An 18,099-nucleotide genomic window follows, 5' to 3' on the forward strand; every position below is an offset into this window, starting at 1 on the left:
CACAGAATGTGTAGGCCTACCGTGTCACGGCGCATTGACGAATGCTGGTCACGATTGCCAAGGTAGAAGAAAGACAGAATCCATTCCCGCCGAATGGATACGACACGCGAAACATGGTTGGGGACATCGACATCGCATGAGTGTTCTTCTCAGCGTGGAAGACTTGAGCATACGCTTTGGTGATGCGCCCCCTGTGGTGGACGGCGTATCCTTCAGCGTGGAACCGGGTCAGACGCTGGCTCTGGTCGGGGAAAGTGGATCGGGCAAAACCATCAGTTGCCGCGCTATCCTTGGAATTCTGCCAAAGAAGGCGCGGTTTTCCGGTCGTATCACGCTGAACGGGCGGGAGGGGACTCAGGTGCTGTCGGATCTGAGTGAACGGCGCATGCGCTCGGTGCGGGGCAATACCGTGTCGATGATCTTTCAGGAGCCGATGCGCTCGTTGTCGCCGCTGCATCGGGTGGGCAATCAGGTCACCGAAGGCATGATGCTGCATCAGGGCGTGAGCGCCGCCGTGGCCAAAGCCGCGGCCCTAGAGCAATTCGCGCGCGTTGGCTTTCCCGATCCCGAGCGTGCCTTTCGGGCCTATCCGTTCGAATTGTCAGGTGGAATGCGTCAGCGCGCGATGATCGCCATGGCGATGATTTCCAAGCCGGAGGTTCTGATCGCGGATGAGCCGACCACGGCGCTGGATGTGACGACGCAGGCGCAGGTTCTGGGCCTGATCAAGGAATTGCAGAAAGAGACCGGCACGGCCGTCATCCTTGTGACCCATGATCTGGGTGTGGTGGCGAACATGGCCGAAACCGTGGTGGTGATGAACAAGGGCCGGGTCATGGAATCGGGCTCGGCCAAGCTGGTGCTGACGTCGCCTGCGCATGGCTATACCAAAAAGCTGTTTGCCGCCGCGCCCACGATCCCGGATGTGGCCAGCCCGGCTCCGCCCTTGGCGCATGATGATCTGATCCTGACGATGAAAAATGTGTCCAAGACCTATATCGTGCGGGGCAATTCGCGCTGGAAACCCAGTATCGAGGTCAATGCCTGCCGCGGTGTCGATCTGGCGGTGACGCGGGGCAAGACGCTGGCCATTGTCGGCGAAAGCGGCTCGGGCAAGACAACCTGTGCGCGGATCGCCCTTGGGGCAGAGCTGCCAGATCCCGGCGGCGAGGTGGTGTTTCGCGGGCCGGGCGGCAGCGAGCCGATCAAGGTGAATGGCATGTCGCGCGCCGAGCGCACCGCGTTTCAGCGTCAGGCACAGATGGTGTTCCAGGATCCGTTTTCGTCGCTCTCGCCGCGCATGCGGGTGATGGACACGCTGACCGAGCCGCTTGAGATCCATGACCTGGGCGGGCGCAGCGAACGGCGCGACCGGGCGGCGGAAATGCTGGGCTGGGTCGGGCTGAAACAGGAAATGCTTTATCGCTACCCGCATGCGTTTTCCGGTGGCCAGCGTCAGCGCCTGTCGATTGCACGCGCCTTGATGCTGAACCCGTCGCTTCTGGTCTGTGATGAGCCGACATCGGCTTTGGATGTATCGGTGCAGGAGCAGATCCTGACCCTGCTGGAAGACATCCGCGACCGCGCGGGTCTGTCCTATCTGTTCATCAGCCATGATCTGGCAGTGGTGGCGCGCATCGCCGACGAGGTGGCGGTGATGCGTCAGGGACTTGTCGTCGAACAGGCCCCGCCCGAGACGCTGTTTTACAACCCGCAGCACCCCTATACCAAGGCGTTGATCGCGGCCCAGCCCGAGCCTGACATCAGGCGCCCCATTGATCTCAAGCTGGTCGCCAATGGCGCGGGATCGCCGGACAGCTGGCCGGGCGCATTCAGGTTCACAAAGGATGTTGTCCCTGCTTTGACTGAAATGGAACCAGGCCATAAGGTGCGCTGTCATGCGTAGACTGACTCGACGCCTCACTGTCGCGCTTGTCGCGGCTTTCCTTGGTACGGCGTCTTTGGCGCAAGTGGTGCCTCAGGAGGGCAATTTCTGGCGCGCAGAAGTTGAACGCGGTGATCTTCCGCCGGTGAGCGAGCGGTTGCCGGATCTGCCGCTGATCGTGGATCTGCTGACAAAGGGTCGCGAGCCCGGTGTCGCAGGCGGAACGCTGCGCACCATGGTGTCGCGCTCGAAGGATATCCGGCAGATGGTCGTTTACGGCTATGCGCGGCTGGTCGGCTATGATCAGGGCTATAACCTGGTGCCCGATATCCTGCTGGATTACGAGAACGAGGGAAATCGCAAGTTCACCTTCCATTTGCGGCCCGGGCACAAATGGTCGGATGGCGCACCCTTCACCTCGGTGGATTTCGAGTATTATTGGAAGTACATCGTCAACAATGCCGAGCTGACGCCCGGTGGCCCGTCCGAGCTGCTTTTGGCCAATGGCAAGCCGCCGCGCGTGTCCTTCCCCGATGCAGTCACCGTAATTTATGAGTGGGATTATCCAAATCCACAGTTCCTGCGGGCGTTGGCCCAGGCCAATCCGCCGTTCATCTATCGCCCGGCGCATTACCTCAAACAGTTCCATGCGGATTTTGCCGATGAGGCAGATCTCATGGCGAAGATGCGCGAAAAACGTGTGCGCAGTTGGGCAGCGCTGCACAACCGTGTCGACAACATGTACCAGTTCGACAATCCGCAACTGCCCACGCTGCAGCCATGGATCACCGCCTCGGCGCAGGCCGGAACGCGGTCGTTGTTCGTGCGCAACCCCTATTACCACCGCATGGACAGCTTTGGCGTACAACTGCCCTATATCGACATTGTCGAGATGAGCATCGTGGCCGGCGGTCTGATCGCCGCAAAAACCAACGCCGGAGAGGTCGACCTTCAGGCGCGCGGCCTGAGCTTTCGCGATATCTCGATCCTCAAGAAGGGCGAGATGGACGGGGCCGAGTATCACACCAATCTCTGGGCCAACGGGACGGCGTCGCAGATCGCGATCTATCCCAACCTGAATTTCAACGACCCGGTCTGGCGCGAGGTGCTGCGTGATGTGCGCGTGCGGCGGGCCCTTTCGATGGCGATTGATCGGCGCATGATCAACCGCGCGCTGTACTTTGGCCTTGCCAAGGAGGGCGGCATGACCGTTCTGGCGCGCAGCCCCTTCTTTGAACCCAAGAACCTGGTGGCTTGGGCGCTTTACGATCCCGCGCTTGCCAATCAGTTGCTGGACGAGGCCGGACTGTCCGAGCGTCGCGCGGATGGCATTCGCCTCTTGCCGGATGGTCGGCCCATGGAACTGGTCATCGAGACCGCAGGGGAACGCCAGGAAGTCGAGAACGCGCTGCAGATCATCACCGACACATGGCGCGACGTGGGCGTGAAACTGGTGATGCGGCCGCTGGATCGCGATATCCTGCGCAACCGCGTCTATACCGGGGTCACAATGGCTTCGGTCTGGTTTGGCTGGGACAATGGCATCCCCACCGCCGAGACCCCGCCCGATTACCTTGCTCCGCGCCAGCAAGAGTTCCTGGCCTGGCCAAAGTGGGGGCAGTATTTCCAGACCCATGGCGGCTCTGGCGAAGCGCCCGACATGCCCGAGGCGCAGCGGTTGATGGAGCTGTCTCATGAGTGGGAACAGGCCAGCACTTCGGAAGCGCGTGGCGCGATCTGGCGCGAGATGCTGAAGATCCATGCCGATCAGGTCTATGGCATCGGGATCCTGTCCGAAGCCCCCCAGCCGGTCGTTGTCTCGAACAAGCTGCGCAATGTGCCCGTATCCGGCACCTGGGCCTGGGACCCGGGTGCACATTTCGGCCTGCACCGACCAGACGAATTCTGGTTCGACCCGGAGGCTGAAGTTACGCAATGAGCCTTCTGAAATACGCGGGTTACCGGCTGATGACGATGCTGGTAACGCTTTGGGTTGTCTCAATCCTGATCTTCTTCATCATCAACCTGCCGCCTGGTGACTATCTGTCCAACCAGATCGCCGAGCTGCGCGCGACCGGCCAGAGTGCGGCGGTCGAGCAGGCCGAGTTCCTGCGCAGGGAATACGCGCTGGATCGTCCGTTGTGGCAGCAATACATGATCTGGGTCGGCTTCATGCCGGGGCCAAACGGGTTCTCGGGTCTGATCCAGGGTGATTTCGGCTGGTCCTTCGAGTTTGACCAACCCGTGGCCGATATCGTCGGGGATGCGCTCTGGTTGACGGTTCTGGTCAATCTGGCGGCGGTTCTGTTCGTCTATATGGTTGCCTTGCCGCTTGGCGTGCTGGCAGCGGCCAAATCCAAGACCTGGGTCGATTACACGGCGGCATTCGTCGGCTATATCGGCCTTGCGACACCCAACTTCCTGCTGGCGCTGATCCTGTTTTACTATGGCAACCGATATCTGGGCCTGCCGATTGGCGGGATGATGGACCCGGTCTATGAGGGCCAGCCGATGAGCTGGGACAAGGTCAAGTCGATCCTGCTGCACCTGATCGTCCCCACCTTCGTGATCGGCACATCCGGCGCTGCGGCCATGATGCAGCGCCTGCGGGCCAACCTTCTGGATGAGCTGGGCAAACCCTATGTGGAGACTGCACGCGCCAAGGGTCTGGCTCCGGCCAAGATGCTGACGAAATATCCGCTGCGCATGGCGTTCAACCCGTTTGTCGCCGATATCGGCAACCTGCTGCCGGCGATGGTCTCGGGGTCGGTTCTGGTGTCGGTGGTGCTGGGTCTGCAGACCATCGGGCCCGCGCTTCTGGCAGCACTCAAGAGCCAGGATCAGTTCCTGGCCGGGTTCATCCTGATGTTCGTCGCGCTTCTGACGCTGATCGGGACGATGATCTCGGATATGCTGCTGGTTCTGCTGGATCCGCGGATCCGGTATGGAGGGCGCGAGGTATGAGCCGACTTCCCGACGGACGTTATGTGGACGACGCGCCCTATGATCCGGATGAAAACATCAACCGGATCGAGCGGGCCGATATGGACGCGCCCAACTGGCTGCTGGTCTGGCGCAAGTTTCGCCGCCATCGCCTTGGGCTGATCTCGGGGCTGTTCCTGCTGTTTTCTTACCTGATGCTGCCCTTTGCAGGGTTCATCGCGCCCTATACGCCCAATGAACGCAACGCGGATCACCTCTATGCCCCGCCCCAGATGGTTCGGATGTTCCATGAGGGCGAATTCATCGGCCCCTATGTCTATCCGCGTACCGCGGTGGCTGATCTGCAGCGTTATCAATGGACCTATGAGACCGACACGACCCGGCCCATGCCGCTGCAGTTCTTCTGTCGCGCGGGGGAGTACCGGCTGGCAGGCATCATCAAGACCGACCGCCATCTGTTTTGCGCCTCGGAAGGATCGACGATCTTTCTGCTTGGCTCGGACAGGCTGGGGCGCGATGTGTTCAGCCGTATTCTCTATGGCGCGCAGCTTTCGCTGACCGTGGGTCTGATCGGCATTTCGGTGTCGTTTATCCTGGGGATCGGCTTTGGGTCTATCGCGGGCTATTTTGGCGGGCGCATCGACTGGGTGATCCAGCGTGCCATCGAAATCCTGCGCTCGCTGCCCGAGCTTCCGCTTTGGCTTGCGCTTTCGGCGGCGGTGCCCTCGAACTGGGGTCCGGTGGCGGTGTTCTTCATCATATCCATCATATTGGGAATATTGGACTGGCCCGGTCTGGCGCGGGCTGTGCGGGCGAAGTTCCTCAGTCTTCGAGAAGAGGAATATGTGCGCGCGGCAGAGATGATGGGAGCCTCGTCGGGCCGGGTAATCCGACGGCATCTGTTGCCCAACTTCGTGAGCCACCTGATTGCCTCGGCCACCCTGTCGATCCCGGCGATGATCCTGGGGGAAACCGCGCTGAGCTTCCTCGGGCTGGGCCTGCGCGCGCCTGCGGTCAGTTGGGGCGTGATGCTGAATGATGCGCAGAACCTGGCGTCGATCGAGATCTATCCCTGGACGGCGATCCCGATGTTCCCGATCATCATCGTGGTTCTGGCCTTCAACTTCCTTGGCGATGGCCTGCGCGACAGCCTCGATCCTTACGAGGACTGATCCGAAGGCCTGTGCGCGGCAAACCCTGCCGCGCGGCCGCTTTGGCATCTGGTCCTACCGGTCATCCCCGCCCGGGCCCATCTCGTCCAGCATGTCCTCGTCGATTGCCGCCTCGACCGCACCGGTCACGGCTTCGCGTTGCTTGGGGGTCAGTTCCTGGTTGTTCTCGTCGGCAATGCGCACCGTGACTTCGCGATGTGCGAATTTGATGCCCTCGCGTTCGAACAGGTCCCGGATATCCTGATACACGCGTTTGCGCACGATCCATTGATCGCCGGGTTTGGTCATGAACTTGATGCGGATGATCATCGCACTGTCCTGCATCTCGATCACGCCCTGGCTTTTGAGAGGTTGCAGGAAGCTTGGTCCGACCACCGGGTCGTTCATCAGTTCGGTGCCCAGATTCTTGATCAGCTTGCGCACCCGGTCCACATCGGTGTCATAGGTGACGCGCAAGGGCAGTTTCATCATGACCCAGTCGCGGGAATAGTTGGTCAGAACCTGGATTTCGCCAAAGGGAATGGTGTGCAATGCACCCAGGTGATGGCGCAGCTGGAACGAGCGGACCGAGATCTTTTCCACCGTCCCCTTCACCTGGCCGATATCAATGTATTCGCCTTTGCGAAACGCATCATCAATCAGGAAGAAGGCCCCCGAGAAGATATCGCGCACCAGCGTCTGCGCCCCAAAGCCGACCGCGATGCCAACCACACCGGCACCGGCGAACAGCGGGCTGACGTTGATGCCCAGTTCCAGCAGGGCGACCAGAGCGATCGACACCACCACGATGATCAGGATGAAGTTCCGGAACAGTGGCAACAGTGTCGCCAGGCGGCTGGCGCTTGAGGCTCCGCCGCCTTCATCGCCCAGTTCGCTGTCGGGCACATCCATGGTTTCTTCGGCGATCTTGCTGTCGATCCAGATGCGGAAGACATGATAAACGATGTAACCAATGAAAATGATCACCACGACATCCAGACCACGGTCCACGACCGTCTCGTGCAGGATCACGCTTTCGCTGTCCCAGATCAGCAGCATTGCATAGCCGCCGGCCACGAAGGCGAGGATACCCGAGACCCGCCGCGCCAGCGCCTCATAGGTCATCATCAGGTGCGGCACGATCGGGCGAGACACGGTATCGGCCTCATTGGTACCGGCATGCTCCTGCATCGCGGCATTCAACTCGAGCAGTTTGCGGTGCCGCTCGAAGAAGCGTTCGATGACGTAGTTGATCACGCCATAGACCACGATGATGGACAACAGCACACCATAGGCCCCGGCGATCAATGGGATCGAGACTGGCCGCTCAAGCACCAGATCCGCGACCAGTTTAAGCCAGCCAAAGACGAAATAGACGATGACGGCCGGTGCCCAAGCATATGAGGTGAACCGGCTGAGCCAGGCCATCTCTTCGGGCTTGCGCCCGTTGCGGATCGCGGCCGTGATCGCCCGTTTGTTGACCAGGATCATCAGAATGTTGAGCAGCATCACCCCCAGCGAGAGCACGCCATAGACGATCGCATAGAGGTTGTAGTTCAACCCGAAATCCGCGAGCCATGTGGATGTCGCGACAACAAGGAAATCCAGCAGCGCGACCCAGATGGCCCACAGATAAAGCCGCCTTGCGTCGCTGTCGGAAAAGTTGGGAATGCGGTACTGGCCGAGATAGGGCGACAGGATCATGCGCCACAGATCAGACAGGACGGCCCACAGGAAGTAGGTTGAATAGATCGCGGCAATCGTGAATTGCAGCGATACATCGTCGACCGAGCCGAAGATGAGCGAGCCCAGCGTGTAGGCGATCAGCATCGACACCAGCGTACCCGTGACCCCCATGAAGAAGCGGAAGACGAGGAAGGGCATCTTTTCAAGATAGCCCTGGGGGGCCTGCTTTATGCGCGCAACGACATATCGCTTGGCAATGCGCTTGCCATAGATTTCACTGGTCAGAAAGCGCGCCACGATAAAGAGCAGGATGGAATAGCCCAACACCTCGACATAGGTCATGATGCGCCCATCGGGGCTGGTGGCGCGCAGAATGAACGCCACCTCATTGATCGAGTTCGGCAAGGCATCCAGCCTCTCGCCCAGACGCTCGCGGAAGCTGGCCGCGCGCTCCTGGGCTTTCATCAGCATGGAGCTTTGCCCCATCATCGGCGCGACGGGCGGCTCTGGGGCAGGCTCGACGCCGGGGACCGAGATCACCTGACCATCCGCGTCCACAACGACCACGGACACGCCGCGTTCGGCGGCCTGCAGGATCGCCTCGGCAAGCCTGTCGCTGCTGCTGTCGGTTGCGGGGTTCCCAGCACCGAGCGCGGTCAGACCCTGCGCATGGACAAGGGGTGCGGCAAGCAAAATGATCGCCACAAACAGGGCCCTGAAGCCGGATAACATCATACTCTGTGCCCCTTGGATGCTCGGTTGTGCGCAGGCTAGTGCACAGGGAGTGACCGTGTAAACAGCGCGACTTGAGGCTTGATCGGAATATCTGAACAGCACACTGGCAATCCGGACATGTCGAGCGTATAGGCAAGGGCGAAATTTCCAAAGGCATGGCGCGGAAAGAATGTCGGGCACGTCACAGACCACCCAAATCGCTGTCCTTGGATTGGGCTATGTGGGGCTGCCGCTGGCGGTGGCTTTGGCGCGCGCCGGGTTTCAGGTCACCGGGTTTGACACCGATGCAGGCCATGTGGCTGCTCTGGCTTTGGGCCATGACCGCAATGGCGAAGTGTCCGAGGCGTCTTTGGCCGACAGTTCGGTGCGTTTCACCTCGGATCCGGGCGATCTGAGTGGCAATGACGTCTTCATCATCGCGGTGCCGACACCGATCACCGATGCCCGCAAACCGGATCTTGGCCCGGTATGCGGGGCCTGTGAGGCGATTGGTCCGCATCTGGAAAAAGGCGCTTTGGTTATCCTGGAATCCACCGTCTATCCCGGTGTGACGCAAGAGGTCTGCGGGCCGACCCTTGCTGCGACCAGCGGTTTGGTGGCCGGGCGGGACTTCATGCTTGGATATTCGCCCGAGAGGGTCAATCCGGGCGATGCGGAACATTCGCTGGAGACTGTGGTCAAGATCATCGCCGGTCAGGATGACGAGACGCTGGATCGGGTCGAGGCGATCTATGCCCCCATCGTCAAAGCCGGGTTGCATCGCGCCTCTTCTATCATGACCGCCGAAGCGGCCAAGGTGATCGAGAACACGCAGCGTGATCTGAATATCGCGCTGGTCAATGAATTCGCGCTGATCTTCTCGCGGCTTGGGCTTGATACGCTTGAAGTGCTGGAGGCCGCAGGAACCAAGTGGAACTTCCTGCCCTTCCGCCCCGGCCTTGTGGGTGGACATTGCATCGGGGTGGATCCCTATTACCTGACCTATCGCGCCGAACAACTGGGGTATCATCCCGAAGTCATTCTGGCCGGGCGGCGTATCAATGACAGCATGGGCAAACATGTCACCCATGAGCTGATCAAGGCGTTGCTGGCGCGCAAGACCGATCTGAGCCAGGCGCGCGTTCTGGTCATGGGCTTTACCTTCAAGGAAAACTGTTCGGACACGCGCAACACCCGTGTCGCGGATATTCTTGCGGAACTGGCCGATTATTCGGTGGCAGCAGATCTGTATGATCCGTGGATCGACACGGCGACTATCGCCAGGGAATACGGGTTTACCCCGATCGACGCCCTGAAAAACGGGGTATATGACGCCATTATTTTGGCCGTTGCACATAAGCAATTCGTTGAAATGGGTGCGCAGGCGATCAGGGCCTTTGGCAAACCCGAGGCCATCCTTTATGATATCAAGGGAGTGTTTGGCAAAACAGCCTCGGATATGAGACTGTAGAGCCTTCGACCCGCAAGAAGAGCAAGACATGGCGCAGGCGACTTCCCTCCCCCTCTCTCCGGCAAGGCCCGCAGTCGTGATGCTGTATAGCCACGACACATTCGGTCTGGGCCATCTGCGCCGCTCGCGGCTTTTGGCAACGTCCATTACCGAGACGTTTGCGCAGTCCTCGGCATTGATCCTGACCGGTTCGCCGGTGGCTGGTCGCTTTACATTCCCGCCGAATGTGGACCATTTGCGCCTGCCCGGCGTCACCAAGTTGAAAGACGGATCCTATGTTTCGGCTGCATCGGGGACCGACATCGAGTCCACGACCAGTCTGCGCGCGGGCCTCATTCTATCTGCCGTCGAGCAATACAAACCCGATCTGCTGATTGTGGACAAGGAACCGACGGGCTTTCGCGGTGAATTGCTTCCGACGTTGGATCTGCTTTTGAAGGAAGGGCGTACCAAGCTGGTTCTGGGCCTGCGCGATGTTCTGGATGCCCCTGATGTGCTGGCGCGGGAATGGGCGCGCAAAGGCGCGGTCGAGGCGACCGAGACTTATTACGACGATATCTGGATCTACGGGCTGAAGGCGATCTATGATCCGACACAGGGTCTGCCGTTGAGCGCGGCTGCACGGGCGCGCATGCATTGGACCGGATATCTGCGCCGAAGCGCCTGCGGACCGGCCAAAGCCACCGACGAGCCCTACATCCTCGTCACGCCCGGTGGTGGAGGCGATGGCGAAACGCTGGTTGATCTGGTGTTGCAGGCCTATGAACAGGATCCGGATCTCGGCCCCAAGGCAAAGCTGGTCTATGGGCCCTTCCTGTCGGGGGATCGCAGGCGCGCCCTGGAGGAGCGGGTTGCAAGGCTCAAGGGCCGCGTCAGCTCGGTCGGGTTTGAATCCGAAATGGAGACGCTGTTGTCCGGAGCCCAGGGGGTGATTTGCATGGGTGGATACAATACATTCTGCGAAGTGCTGTCTTTTGACAAACCCGCCGTGATCCTGCCGCGCCGCGTGCCGCGCCTTGAGCAGTATATCCGCGCCGCGCGGGCAGAAGAACTGGGGCTGTGCCGGATGCTGGACGAAACGCGCGACGGGCTGACCGCCAAGGCGATGATCGAGGCCATTCGCAACCTGCCCCATCAGGCACGTCCATCCAGAGTGTTTGCGGACGGGCTTTTGGGCGGTTTGGAAACCGTCAATGCACGGGTGCGCGCGCTGCTGCAGGACCAGTCCATCTGCGCAGCGGAATGACGTCCAGCCCGGCTCAATTGGCAATTGTGGTCAAAGGCTGGCCGCGCCTGTCCGAAACCTTCATCGCTCAGGAACTGGTCGCTCTGGAAGAGGCGGGATATCGCTTTGACATCTGGTCGCTGCGCTTTCCCACTGACCACAAGACACATCCGCTGCATGACCGGGTGCGCGCAAAGCTGCGGTATCTGCCCGAGTATCTCTGGCAAGAGCCCGAGCGGATATGGGCGGCGCGCGCAGTGGCGCAAGCCTTGCCGGGCTATGAAAAAGCCCGGGAGATCTGGCGCGCGGATCTGCGTCGCGATCCCAGCACCAACCGCATTCGCCGTTTTGGACAGGCCTGCGTGATGGCGGCGGAACTGCCTGCTGAGACGCGGGGCATATACGCGCATTTTCTGCACACACCTGCGTCGGTCGCGCGCTATGCGGCCATCATGCGCGGCCTGCCGTGGAGCTTTTCGGCCCATGCCAAGGACATCTGGACCTCTCCGGATTGGGAATTGCGCGACAAGCTGGACCCCGAGAGCTTTGGAGCGCGGTTCGGAGTGACCTGCACGCGGTTCGGGGCTGAGCACCTCAAGGATCTGAGCGCCGATGAAAGCCGCATTGATCTGGTCTATCATGGTCTGGATCTCGCGCGGTTTCCGCCACCCCCCCTGCGGATTGCACGCAAGCCCAATAGCCCGTTTCACATGCTCTCGGTGGGGCGGCTGGTCGAGAAAAAGGGCTTTGACCGGCTGATCGATGCGCTGGCGCTTTTGCCCGAAACGCTTGACTGGCACTGGACACATATCGGGGGCGGACCGCTGAAGGCGGCGTTGCAGGACCGCGCCCGAACCCTTGGCCTTGGGTCCCGCATCGACTGGCAGGGGGCCTGTGATCAGCCAGAAGTGATCGGCGCGATGCGCGCGGCGGATCTGTTCGTCCTGCCCAGCCGGATCGCGTCGGACGGAGATCGCGATGGATTGCCCAACGTGCTGATGGAAGCGGCTTCGCAACGGCTTGCGATCCTGTCTACCCCGGTCTCGGCCATCCCCGAATTCATCGAGAGCGGCCGGCATGGTCTGCTTGTCGAGGATGATCCAAAGGCTCTGGCCCGGGCCATGTCCGAGCTGGCCGCAGCGCCCGAACAGATGACCGCGATGGCCGATGCCGCATATGAGCGCCTGCTTCGTGACTTTGCGATGGAGCCCGGTATCGCGCAGCTCTCCAGACGGCTTTCGGCATTGATCGGGACGGACGTATGAAGTCTGTAGTCTTTTACGCCCCGTTGAAGCCACCCACCTATCCGACACCTTCGGGAGATCGCCAGATCGCGCGCAATCTGATGCAGGCTTTGGGCCATGCTTTGGGTGGACCCGTGACGCTTGCATCCGAGTTGCGCAGCCATGAGCCGAAAGGCGATCCCCTTGCTCAGGCCGCGCTTGCCGCCGAGGCTGAGCTTGAAATTGCCCGTCTGAGCAAAATGCCCCAGAGGCCCGACATCTGGGTAAGCTATCACAACTATTACAAGGCACCGGATCTGATCGGACCCTCTGTCAGCCGCGCCTTCGGCATTCCTTATGTGCTGATCGAGGCCAGCCGCGCACAATCGCGCCTGAGCGGAGGCTGGGCCGGTTTCGCGCGCAAGGCCGAAGATGCCAGCGACGCCGCGCATGTCATCTTTCATTTCACCGAACAGGACCGCTTTGCTTTGGAGCGCGACCGGGTTGCGGATCAGCAGATCGTCGCCTTGCCGCCGTTCCTTGATCGCGCGACCCTGCCGCCTGCCTCTGCCTGCGAGGGCGCGATGCTGGCCATCGGGATGATGCGCGCCGGGGACAAGATGGCCTCGTATCGGCTGATCGCGGAAACGCTTGCCCATCTGACGACACGGGACTGGCAGCTGGACATTGCAGGGGATGGTGCCGCCAGCGCGGAGATACATGCGCTGTTTGCGCCCTTCGGCGCGCGCATCCGCTTTCTGGGAGAGCGCACAGCACAGCAACTGCAGGGCGATATGGCCAATGCCGCCTTGCTGATATGGCCCGGCGTGAACGAAGCGTTCGGCATGATCTATCTTGAAGCTCAGGCCGCAGGTCTGCCCATCGCGGCGCAAGATCGACCCGGCGTGCGGGATGTTCTTCCCCCCGGCAACTATCCGGCTCCCGAGGAGGGTGCCAAGGCACTGGCCCGCCAGGTCGACATCCTGCTGCAGGACCCGTCCCTGCGCCGGACACGCGGCCAGCAGGGTCGCCAGCAAGCCGAGGCGCAGCATCTCTTGCCGGCGGCGGCGCAAAGGCTTGCAACCGTTCTCATGCCGCTGATTGGAGACAGATCATGATCCGCCTTGCCTTGCTCAGACATGGGCATACCCCCTGGAACCGGGCGGGACGCATTCAGGGGCGCAGCGATATCGCGCTTGATGAGGACGCACGCGCGGATCTGGCAAAGCTGATGCTGCCCGCGCCCTGGGACCGCGCCGATCTGGTCGCAAGCCCGTTGTCGCGCGCGCAGGAGACCGCGCAGCTTGTCGGCGGGCGTGCGCCCGTCACCGCCACGGCCCTGACCGAGATGTTCTGGGGCAACTGGGAAGGCTTGCAGGGGATCAACCTCAAGGCCGATCCGACAAGCGGCTTTCGCGACATCGAGGATTGGGGCTGGGCCTATCGCCCGCCGGGCGGTGAAAGCCCCGGTGATGTCTGGAACCGGCTGGAGCCCTGGGTCAACGGCCTGACGGCAGATACCGTGGCGGTCACTCATATCGGGATCATGCGCGTTCTGCTGGCACGCGCGACGGGCTGGAACTTTGACGGTCCGGCCCCGTTCCGCATAAAGCGCAACAGGCTGTTCGTCATCAACATCGGCCCTGAACTCAGCCTGTCACCGGAAGATCCCGTACGTCTGATCGACAGGCCGGCCACATGAAGGTCAGTATCATCGTCACGCATCTTCTGGGCACAGGTCATCTGCGCCGCGCGATGATGCTGGCGAAGGGGTTTGTCGATGCAGGCCATCGCGTGCAGGTGATTTCGGGCGGCACGCCGGTGGACGGGATCGCCGTTGCAGGGGTTGAGCTGATCCAGTTGCCACCGGTGAAATCCAACGGAACAGATTTCACCACGCTGCTGAGCGCGACGGGTGCGCCGGCAAGCAAGGCCTATCTGGCCGACCGACAGGCGCAGTTGCTGCGCGCGATGGATGCTGAACCCGATGTCGTGATGACCGAGCTTTACCCCTTTGGGCGGCGTGTTCTGGCGGCTGAGTTCGACGCCCTGCTTGACGCCGCCAGGGCGCAAAGACCAAAACCGCTTATCCTGTGTTCAATCCGCGATATTCTGGCACCGCCATCCCGGCCTTCGAAGGTCGAGAGAACAGGTGCCGTCATTGCCCGGTACTACGATGGTGTTCTGGTTCATTCCGATGCGCAGGCGACCCCTCTCACGGCCAGTTGGCCGGTGTCAGACGCGCTGCAAGGCAAGCTGCTCTATACCGGTTTTGTCAGCGCAGCGGCACCCGGCCCGCATCCGCAGGGCACAGGCACAGGCGAAGTCCTGGTCAGCGCCGGAGGCGGTGCGGTTGGCGCACCGCTTTTCATGGCGGCCTGCGCGGCGGCGGCCCTGACCCCGTCCCTGACCTGGAGATTGCTGATCGGCGGGCAAGACCCCGAACCGCTCGTGAAGAAGCTGCATGCCATCGCACCTGCCAACCTGATCGCAGAACCCGCCCGCCCGGATTTTCGCAACATGCTGAACCATGCGGCCTGTTCGGTCAGCATGGCTGGTTACAATACGGCGATGGACCTGCTGCAAACCGGTGTTCCCGCGCTGCTGATCCCGTTTGACGAGGGCGGCGAGGTCGAGCAAAGCCTGCGTGCCAAAAGCCTGATGCACCTGCCCGGTTTCGAGGTCCTGACCAGCGCCGAGGTCACGCCAGCCCGGCTGGCCGAGGCGGTGACACGGCTTGCCGCTCTGCCCCGGCGCAGCGCCACGGAAATCGCATTGAACGGGGCCGTGGAAACCGTGCGCATCACCCAATCCCTGCGAGAGGGGTCTGCATGAGCGACTGGCAACCCCTTTTGGCGGAACTGCGCGAATGGGAGGCATCGGGCCTAACCCTGCCCTTCTGGTGGCGCGATGATGATGCCATCCACGACACGGCCGCCCTGCGCCAACTGGGGGACATGGCCAGGGCGTCCGAGCTTTCGGTCTGCATCGCCGTGATCCCGGCAAAAGCCGATCAGACCTTGGCAGAATACCTGTCAAACACACCGAATGTGATCGCTCTGGTGCATGGCTGGGCCCATAAAAACCACGCACCGGCATGCGAGAAAAAGGCCGAGTTTGGCGCGCATCGTCCGCTTGACACCATGGCGCAAGAGCTCGAACGCGGCTTTGGCAGGCTCCACAACCTGTTCGGATCGCGCCTTCAGCCGGTGTTTGTACCACCCTGGAACCGGATCACGCCGGACCTCGTTCGCCGGTTGCCGGAGCTTGGCTTCAGGGTGCTGTCCACAGCGACACCGCGCAAGGCCAGATGGGCGGCTCCGGAGCTCGAGCAGATCAACACCCATATTGATCCCATCGACTGGCACGGCACGCGCAGCCTTGTTGACGAGGCGCTGTTGATTGCCCGTCTGACCGCCCTGCTCAGGGATCGCCGCGAGGGTCGCAGTGATGTCACAGAACCACTGGGTTTGCTGACGCATCACCTTGTACATGACGCTGCGATCTGGTCTTTCTGCGCACGGCTGGTGGATGTCCTGATGTCGGGCCCCGCCCGTCCCTGGAACCCGTTCAAAGGAGACATCGGATGAGCCGTCTTGACAGCATGCTCCGCCGCCTCAGCGCTCAGCGCGACGGGCTGAACTGGGCCGCGGATCGCATCAGGGATCAGCCCGGCGATGTGCTGGACCTTGGCCTCGGAAACGGGCGCACCTATGACCATCTGCGCGAGATCCTTCCGGACCGTCGCATCTGGGTGATTGATCGCATGCTGCAATGCCACCCCTCCTGCACCCCGCCTGAGGCCGATTTCCTCGAAGGCGAGGCCGAGCCGATGCTGGCCCGGCTGGCCGGGCAGGACGCACGCATCGCATTGGCCCATTACGATCTGGGATTTGGCATCAAGGAACAGGATGTCGCCGAAGCCGCACGCCTGTCACCGGCCCTGGCGCAGGTCATGGCCCCGGGCGGGCTGATCATCTCGGGCCAGCCGCTGGTCGGGTTCGAGCAACTCACCGGGCCCGACAGTATCGCGCCCGACCGGTACCTGTTCTACCGGGCCTGACGATGACGCCGACCCGCTACGCCATCTATTACGTCCCGGACCTGTCCCAGGCATGGGCACAGGCCTGCACCGCCTGGCTAGGCTGGGATGTCAGCACCAGCAGCCGCGTGGCGCATCCCGAACTGCCCGGAATGCTGGATCGGGTCTCAGCCCTTACGGCGGTTCCGCGTCGATATGGCCTGCATGCAACGATCAAACCGCCCTTTCGCCTGAGCGCGGGAAAATCTCCCATGGCTCTGATGCGCGCAGCGGGTGATCTGGCCGCGCGTCTGGCACCGGCTCGGGCTGATGGGCTGGTGCTGACGCGGTTGGGGCGTTTTCTGGCGCTGACGGCCGCAGGGGACAATACCGCGCTGAATACCCTGGCCTCGCAGACGGTGCGCGATCTGGATGGGTTTCGCGCACAGCCCACAGCGCAAGAACTGGAACGGCGGCGCGCGGGCAAGCTGACCCCATCTCAGGAGCAGAACCTTGCGCGATGGGGCTATCCCCATGTGATGGAGAATTTCCGGTTCCACATCACCCTGACGGGAAAATTGCCCAAGGATGATCTTGCCATAACCCAAGCCGTGCTCAGCGCCCATCTGGGTCCGCTGTTGCCCGCGCCGCTGATCCTCAACACGCTTGCCCTGGTCGGCGAAGATGAGGATGGGTTTTTCCACCTGCTTGAGCGCTTCCCCCTTTCAGGGACCTGAAGCTGCCCGCACATCCAGACCTCGCAGTTGCGCACTGCGCGATCAAAGCCCTACCGTTTCCGCACGGGCCGGTTTATACGCAGGCCAAATCCCAAAGCCTGAGGAGTGGGGCATGTCCTTTGATCGCGCTGTAAAGATCGCACCATCCATCCTGTCCGCCGACTTTGCCAATTTCGGGGCCGAGATCGACGCCATCGAGGCGCAGGGGGCCGATTGGGTTCATGTCGACGTGATGGATGGTCACTTCGTGCCGAACCTCACCTTCGGGCCGCCGGCGGTGAAAGCGTTTCGCAAACACGTCAAGACCGTGATGGACGTGCATCTGATGATCGCGCCGGTTGACCCCTATATCGACGCCTTCGCCGAGGCCGGGGCCGATATCCTGACCGCCCATATCGAAGCCGGCCCCCATATCCACCGGACCTTGCAAGCGATCCGGGGTGCCGGCATGAAAGCCGGTGTCGCGCTCAATCCCGGTACTCCGGCCGAGGCAGTAAGCGATCTGCTCGACCTCACGGACCTGATCTGCGTGATGACGGTAAACCCCGGATTTGGCGGGCAAAAATTCATCGACATGACCACCAAGATCAAGAAGCTGCGCGCCATGATCGCAGATCGCCCCGTGCATATCGAGATCGACGGCGGCGTCGATCCGCAAACCGCGCCCGCAGTGGTCCGGGCCGGAGCCGATGTTCTGGTGGCCGGATCCGCGGTGTTCCGTGGTGGCTCGGTCGAGCACCCCGAGGTCTATGGCCAGAACATCCGAGCCATCCGTGACGCCGCACAGGGCGTTTATGTCTGAGCCGGATTGGCACGCCGCTCTGGTTTTCGGGAACAGGGTGACCGTCTGGCCCATGTCGGGTGACGCCCCGCTGGGCAATGGGCAAACCCATGCGCTTTCAGAGTTGTCCGATCTGCCCGGCCCCGTGGTTGCAGCGGGTCTTGACGTGCCGGCCATACCCGTGCCGGCCCAAGTCGGTCCGAGCACCACATATGCGGCCAACCTGCCCCATGTCGCCGCTATTCCCATGATGCAACAAGAC

At 61.7% G+C, this 18,099-nt stretch carries 16 protein-coding genes; 15 read left to right on the top strand and 1 reads right to left on the bottom strand.

Going from position 1 to position 18,099, the window contains the following annotated elements:
• The first annotated feature begins 136 nt into the window (after window positions 1-136).
• Genes WAO69_RS06190 through WAO69_RS06205 form a run of 4 tightly spaced genes read left to right on the top strand, consistent with a single transcriptional unit; the run spans window position 137 to window position 6,000 of the window.
• Entirely contained in the window at window positions 137-1,906 is a 1,770-nt protein-coding gene (locus WAO69_RS06190; RefSeq protein ID WP_422177181.1) for a dipeptide ABC transporter ATP-binding protein, read from the top strand.
• Entirely contained in the window at window positions 1,899-3,824 is a 1,926-nt protein-coding gene (locus WAO69_RS06195) for an ABC transporter substrate-binding protein (protein ID WP_422177182.1), read from the top strand. The genes WAO69_RS06190 and WAO69_RS06195 overlap by 8 nt, the downstream gene beginning before the upstream one ends.
• Window positions 3,821-4,849 carry an ABC transporter permease gene (locus WAO69_RS06200; protein ID WP_422177183.1) on the top strand — a complete coding sequence of 343 codons (1,029 nt, stop codon included), beginning with the start codon at window positions 3,821-3,823 and terminating at the stop codon, window positions 4,847-4,849. The genes WAO69_RS06195 and WAO69_RS06200 overlap by 4 nt, the downstream gene beginning before the upstream one ends.
• Complete coding sequence (locus tag WAO69_RS06205) at window positions 4,846-6,000, top strand: ABC transporter permease (protein WP_422177184.1); 1,155 nt, start codon at window positions 4,846-4,848, stop codon at window positions 5,998-6,000. Before WAO69_RS06200 ends, WAO69_RS06205 begins: the two co-directional genes overlap by 4 nt.
• Window positions 6,001-6,054: 54 nt before the next feature.
• On the opposite strand, the gene WAO69_RS06210 is transcribed toward WAO69_RS06205, so the two are convergent.
• Complete coding sequence (locus tag WAO69_RS06210; protein ID WP_422177196.1) at window positions 6,055-8,397, bottom strand: mechanosensitive ion channel domain-containing protein; 2,343 nt, start codon at window positions 8,395-8,397, stop codon at window positions 6,055-6,057.
• 172 nt (window positions 8,398-8,569) lie between these two features.
• Between WAO69_RS06210 and WAO69_RS06215 the strand changes: the two genes are divergently transcribed.
• The 11 genes from WAO69_RS06215 to WAO69_RS06265 form a co-directional block, all read left to right on the top strand.
• Complete coding sequence (locus tag WAO69_RS06215) at window positions 8,570-9,850, top strand: nucleotide sugar dehydrogenase (RefSeq protein WP_422177185.1); 1,281 nt, start codon at window positions 8,570-8,572, stop codon at window positions 9,848-9,850.
• 28 nt (window positions 9,851-9,878) lie between these two features.
• Window positions 9,879-11,096, top strand: a complete 1,218-nt coding sequence (locus tag WAO69_RS06220; RefSeq protein WP_422177186.1) for a glycosyltransferase family protein — start codon at window positions 9,879-9,881, stop codon at window positions 11,094-11,096.
• On the top strand, window positions 11,093-12,340 hold the full coding sequence (locus WAO69_RS06225) for a glycosyltransferase family 4 protein (protein WP_422177187.1): 1,248 nt from the start codon (window positions 11,093-11,095) through the stop codon (window positions 12,338-12,340). The genes WAO69_RS06220 and WAO69_RS06225 overlap by 4 nt, the downstream gene beginning before the upstream one ends.
• Window positions 12,337-13,416: a glycosyltransferase family 4 protein gene (locus WAO69_RS06230; RefSeq protein WP_422177188.1), complete on the top strand. Its 1,080-nt coding sequence runs from the start codon at window positions 12,337-12,339 to the stop codon at window positions 13,414-13,416. The genes WAO69_RS06225 and WAO69_RS06230 overlap by 4 nt, the downstream gene beginning before the upstream one ends.
• Window positions 13,413-14,000, top strand: a complete 588-nt coding sequence (locus WAO69_RS06235; protein ID WP_422177189.1) for a histidine phosphatase family protein — start codon at window positions 13,413-13,415, stop codon at window positions 13,998-14,000. The genes WAO69_RS06230 and WAO69_RS06235 overlap by 4 nt, the downstream gene beginning before the upstream one ends.
• Window positions 13,997-15,133, top strand: a complete 1,137-nt coding sequence (locus tag WAO69_RS06240; protein ID WP_422177190.1) for a glycosyltransferase family protein — start codon at window positions 13,997-13,999, stop codon at window positions 15,131-15,133. Before WAO69_RS06235 ends, WAO69_RS06240 begins: the two co-directional genes overlap by 4 nt.
• Window positions 15,130-15,888, top strand: a complete 759-nt coding sequence (locus WAO69_RS06245; RefSeq protein ID WP_422177191.1) for a polysaccharide deacetylase family protein — start codon at window positions 15,130-15,132, stop codon at window positions 15,886-15,888. The genes WAO69_RS06240 and WAO69_RS06245 overlap by 4 nt, the downstream gene beginning before the upstream one ends.
• On the top strand, window positions 15,885-16,361 hold the full coding sequence (locus WAO69_RS06250) for a class I SAM-dependent methyltransferase (RefSeq protein WP_422177192.1): 477 nt from the start codon (window positions 15,885-15,887) through the stop codon (window positions 16,359-16,361). The genes WAO69_RS06245 and WAO69_RS06250 overlap by 4 nt, the downstream gene beginning before the upstream one ends.
• Window positions 16,362-16,363: 2 nt before the next feature.
• Window positions 16,364-17,056, top strand: a complete 693-nt coding sequence (locus WAO69_RS06255) for a DUF1045 domain-containing protein (RefSeq protein WP_422177193.1) — start codon at window positions 16,364-16,366, stop codon at window positions 17,054-17,056.
• 112 nt (window positions 17,057-17,168) lie between these two features.
• Window positions 17,169-17,858, top strand: a complete 690-nt coding sequence (gene rpe, locus WAO69_RS06260; protein ID WP_422177194.1) for a ribulose-phosphate 3-epimerase — start codon at window positions 17,169-17,171, stop codon at window positions 17,856-17,858.
• Window positions 17,851-18,099 (top strand): hypothetical protein (locus WAO69_RS06265; RefSeq protein ID WP_422177195.1); only part of this gene is annotated, 249 nt, incomplete at its 3' end. The genes rpe and WAO69_RS06265, both read left to right, overlap by 8 nt.

Origin of the sequence: Aestuariivita sp. (assembly GCF_049276915.1) — a bacterium.
Taxonomy (GTDB): domain Bacteria; phylum Pseudomonadota; class Alphaproteobacteria; order Rhodobacterales; family Rhodobacteraceae; genus Aestuariivita.

Coding starts and splice junctions, on each gene's coding strand:
- WAO69_RS06190 (WP_422177181.1), top strand. CDS start 137: ATGAGTGTTCTTCTCAGCGTGGAAGACTTGAGCATACGCTTTGGTGAT.
- WAO69_RS06195 (WP_422177182.1), top strand. CDS start 1,899: ATGCGTAGACTGACTCGACGCCTCACTGTCGCGCTTGTCGCGGCTTTC.
- WAO69_RS06200 (WP_422177183.1), top strand. CDS start 3,821: ATGAGCCTTCTGAAATACGCGGGTTACCGGCTGATGACGATGCTGGTA.
- WAO69_RS06205 (WP_422177184.1), top strand. CDS start 4,846: ATGAGCCGACTTCCCGACGGACGTTATGTGGACGACGCGCCCTATGAT.
- WAO69_RS06210 (WP_422177196.1), bottom strand. CDS start 8,397: ATGTTATCCGGCTTCAGGGCCCTGTTTGTGGCGATCATTTTGCTTGCC.
- WAO69_RS06215 (WP_422177185.1), top strand. CDS start 8,570: ATGTCGGGCACGTCACAGACCACCCAAATCGCTGTCCTTGGATTGGGC.
- WAO69_RS06220 (WP_422177186.1), top strand. CDS start 9,879: ATGGCGCAGGCGACTTCCCTCCCCCTCTCTCCGGCAAGGCCCGCAGTC.
- WAO69_RS06225 (WP_422177187.1), top strand. CDS start 11,093: ATGACGTCCAGCCCGGCTCAATTGGCAATTGTGGTCAAAGGCTGGCCG.
- WAO69_RS06230 (WP_422177188.1), top strand. CDS start 12,337: ATGAAGTCTGTAGTCTTTTACGCCCCGTTGAAGCCACCCACCTATCCG.
- WAO69_RS06235 (WP_422177189.1), top strand. CDS start 13,413: ATGATCCGCCTTGCCTTGCTCAGACATGGGCATACCCCCTGGAACCGG.
- WAO69_RS06240 (WP_422177190.1), top strand. CDS start 13,997: ATGAAGGTCAGTATCATCGTCACGCATCTTCTGGGCACAGGTCATCTG.
- WAO69_RS06245 (WP_422177191.1), top strand. CDS start 15,130: ATGAGCGACTGGCAACCCCTTTTGGCGGAACTGCGCGAATGGGAGGCA.
- WAO69_RS06250 (WP_422177192.1), top strand. CDS start 15,885: ATGAGCCGTCTTGACAGCATGCTCCGCCGCCTCAGCGCTCAGCGCGAC.
- WAO69_RS06255 (WP_422177193.1), top strand. CDS start 16,364: ATGACGCCGACCCGCTACGCCATCTATTACGTCCCGGACCTGTCCCAG.
- rpe (WP_422177194.1), top strand. CDS start 17,169: ATGTCCTTTGATCGCGCTGTAAAGATCGCACCATCCATCCTGTCCGCC.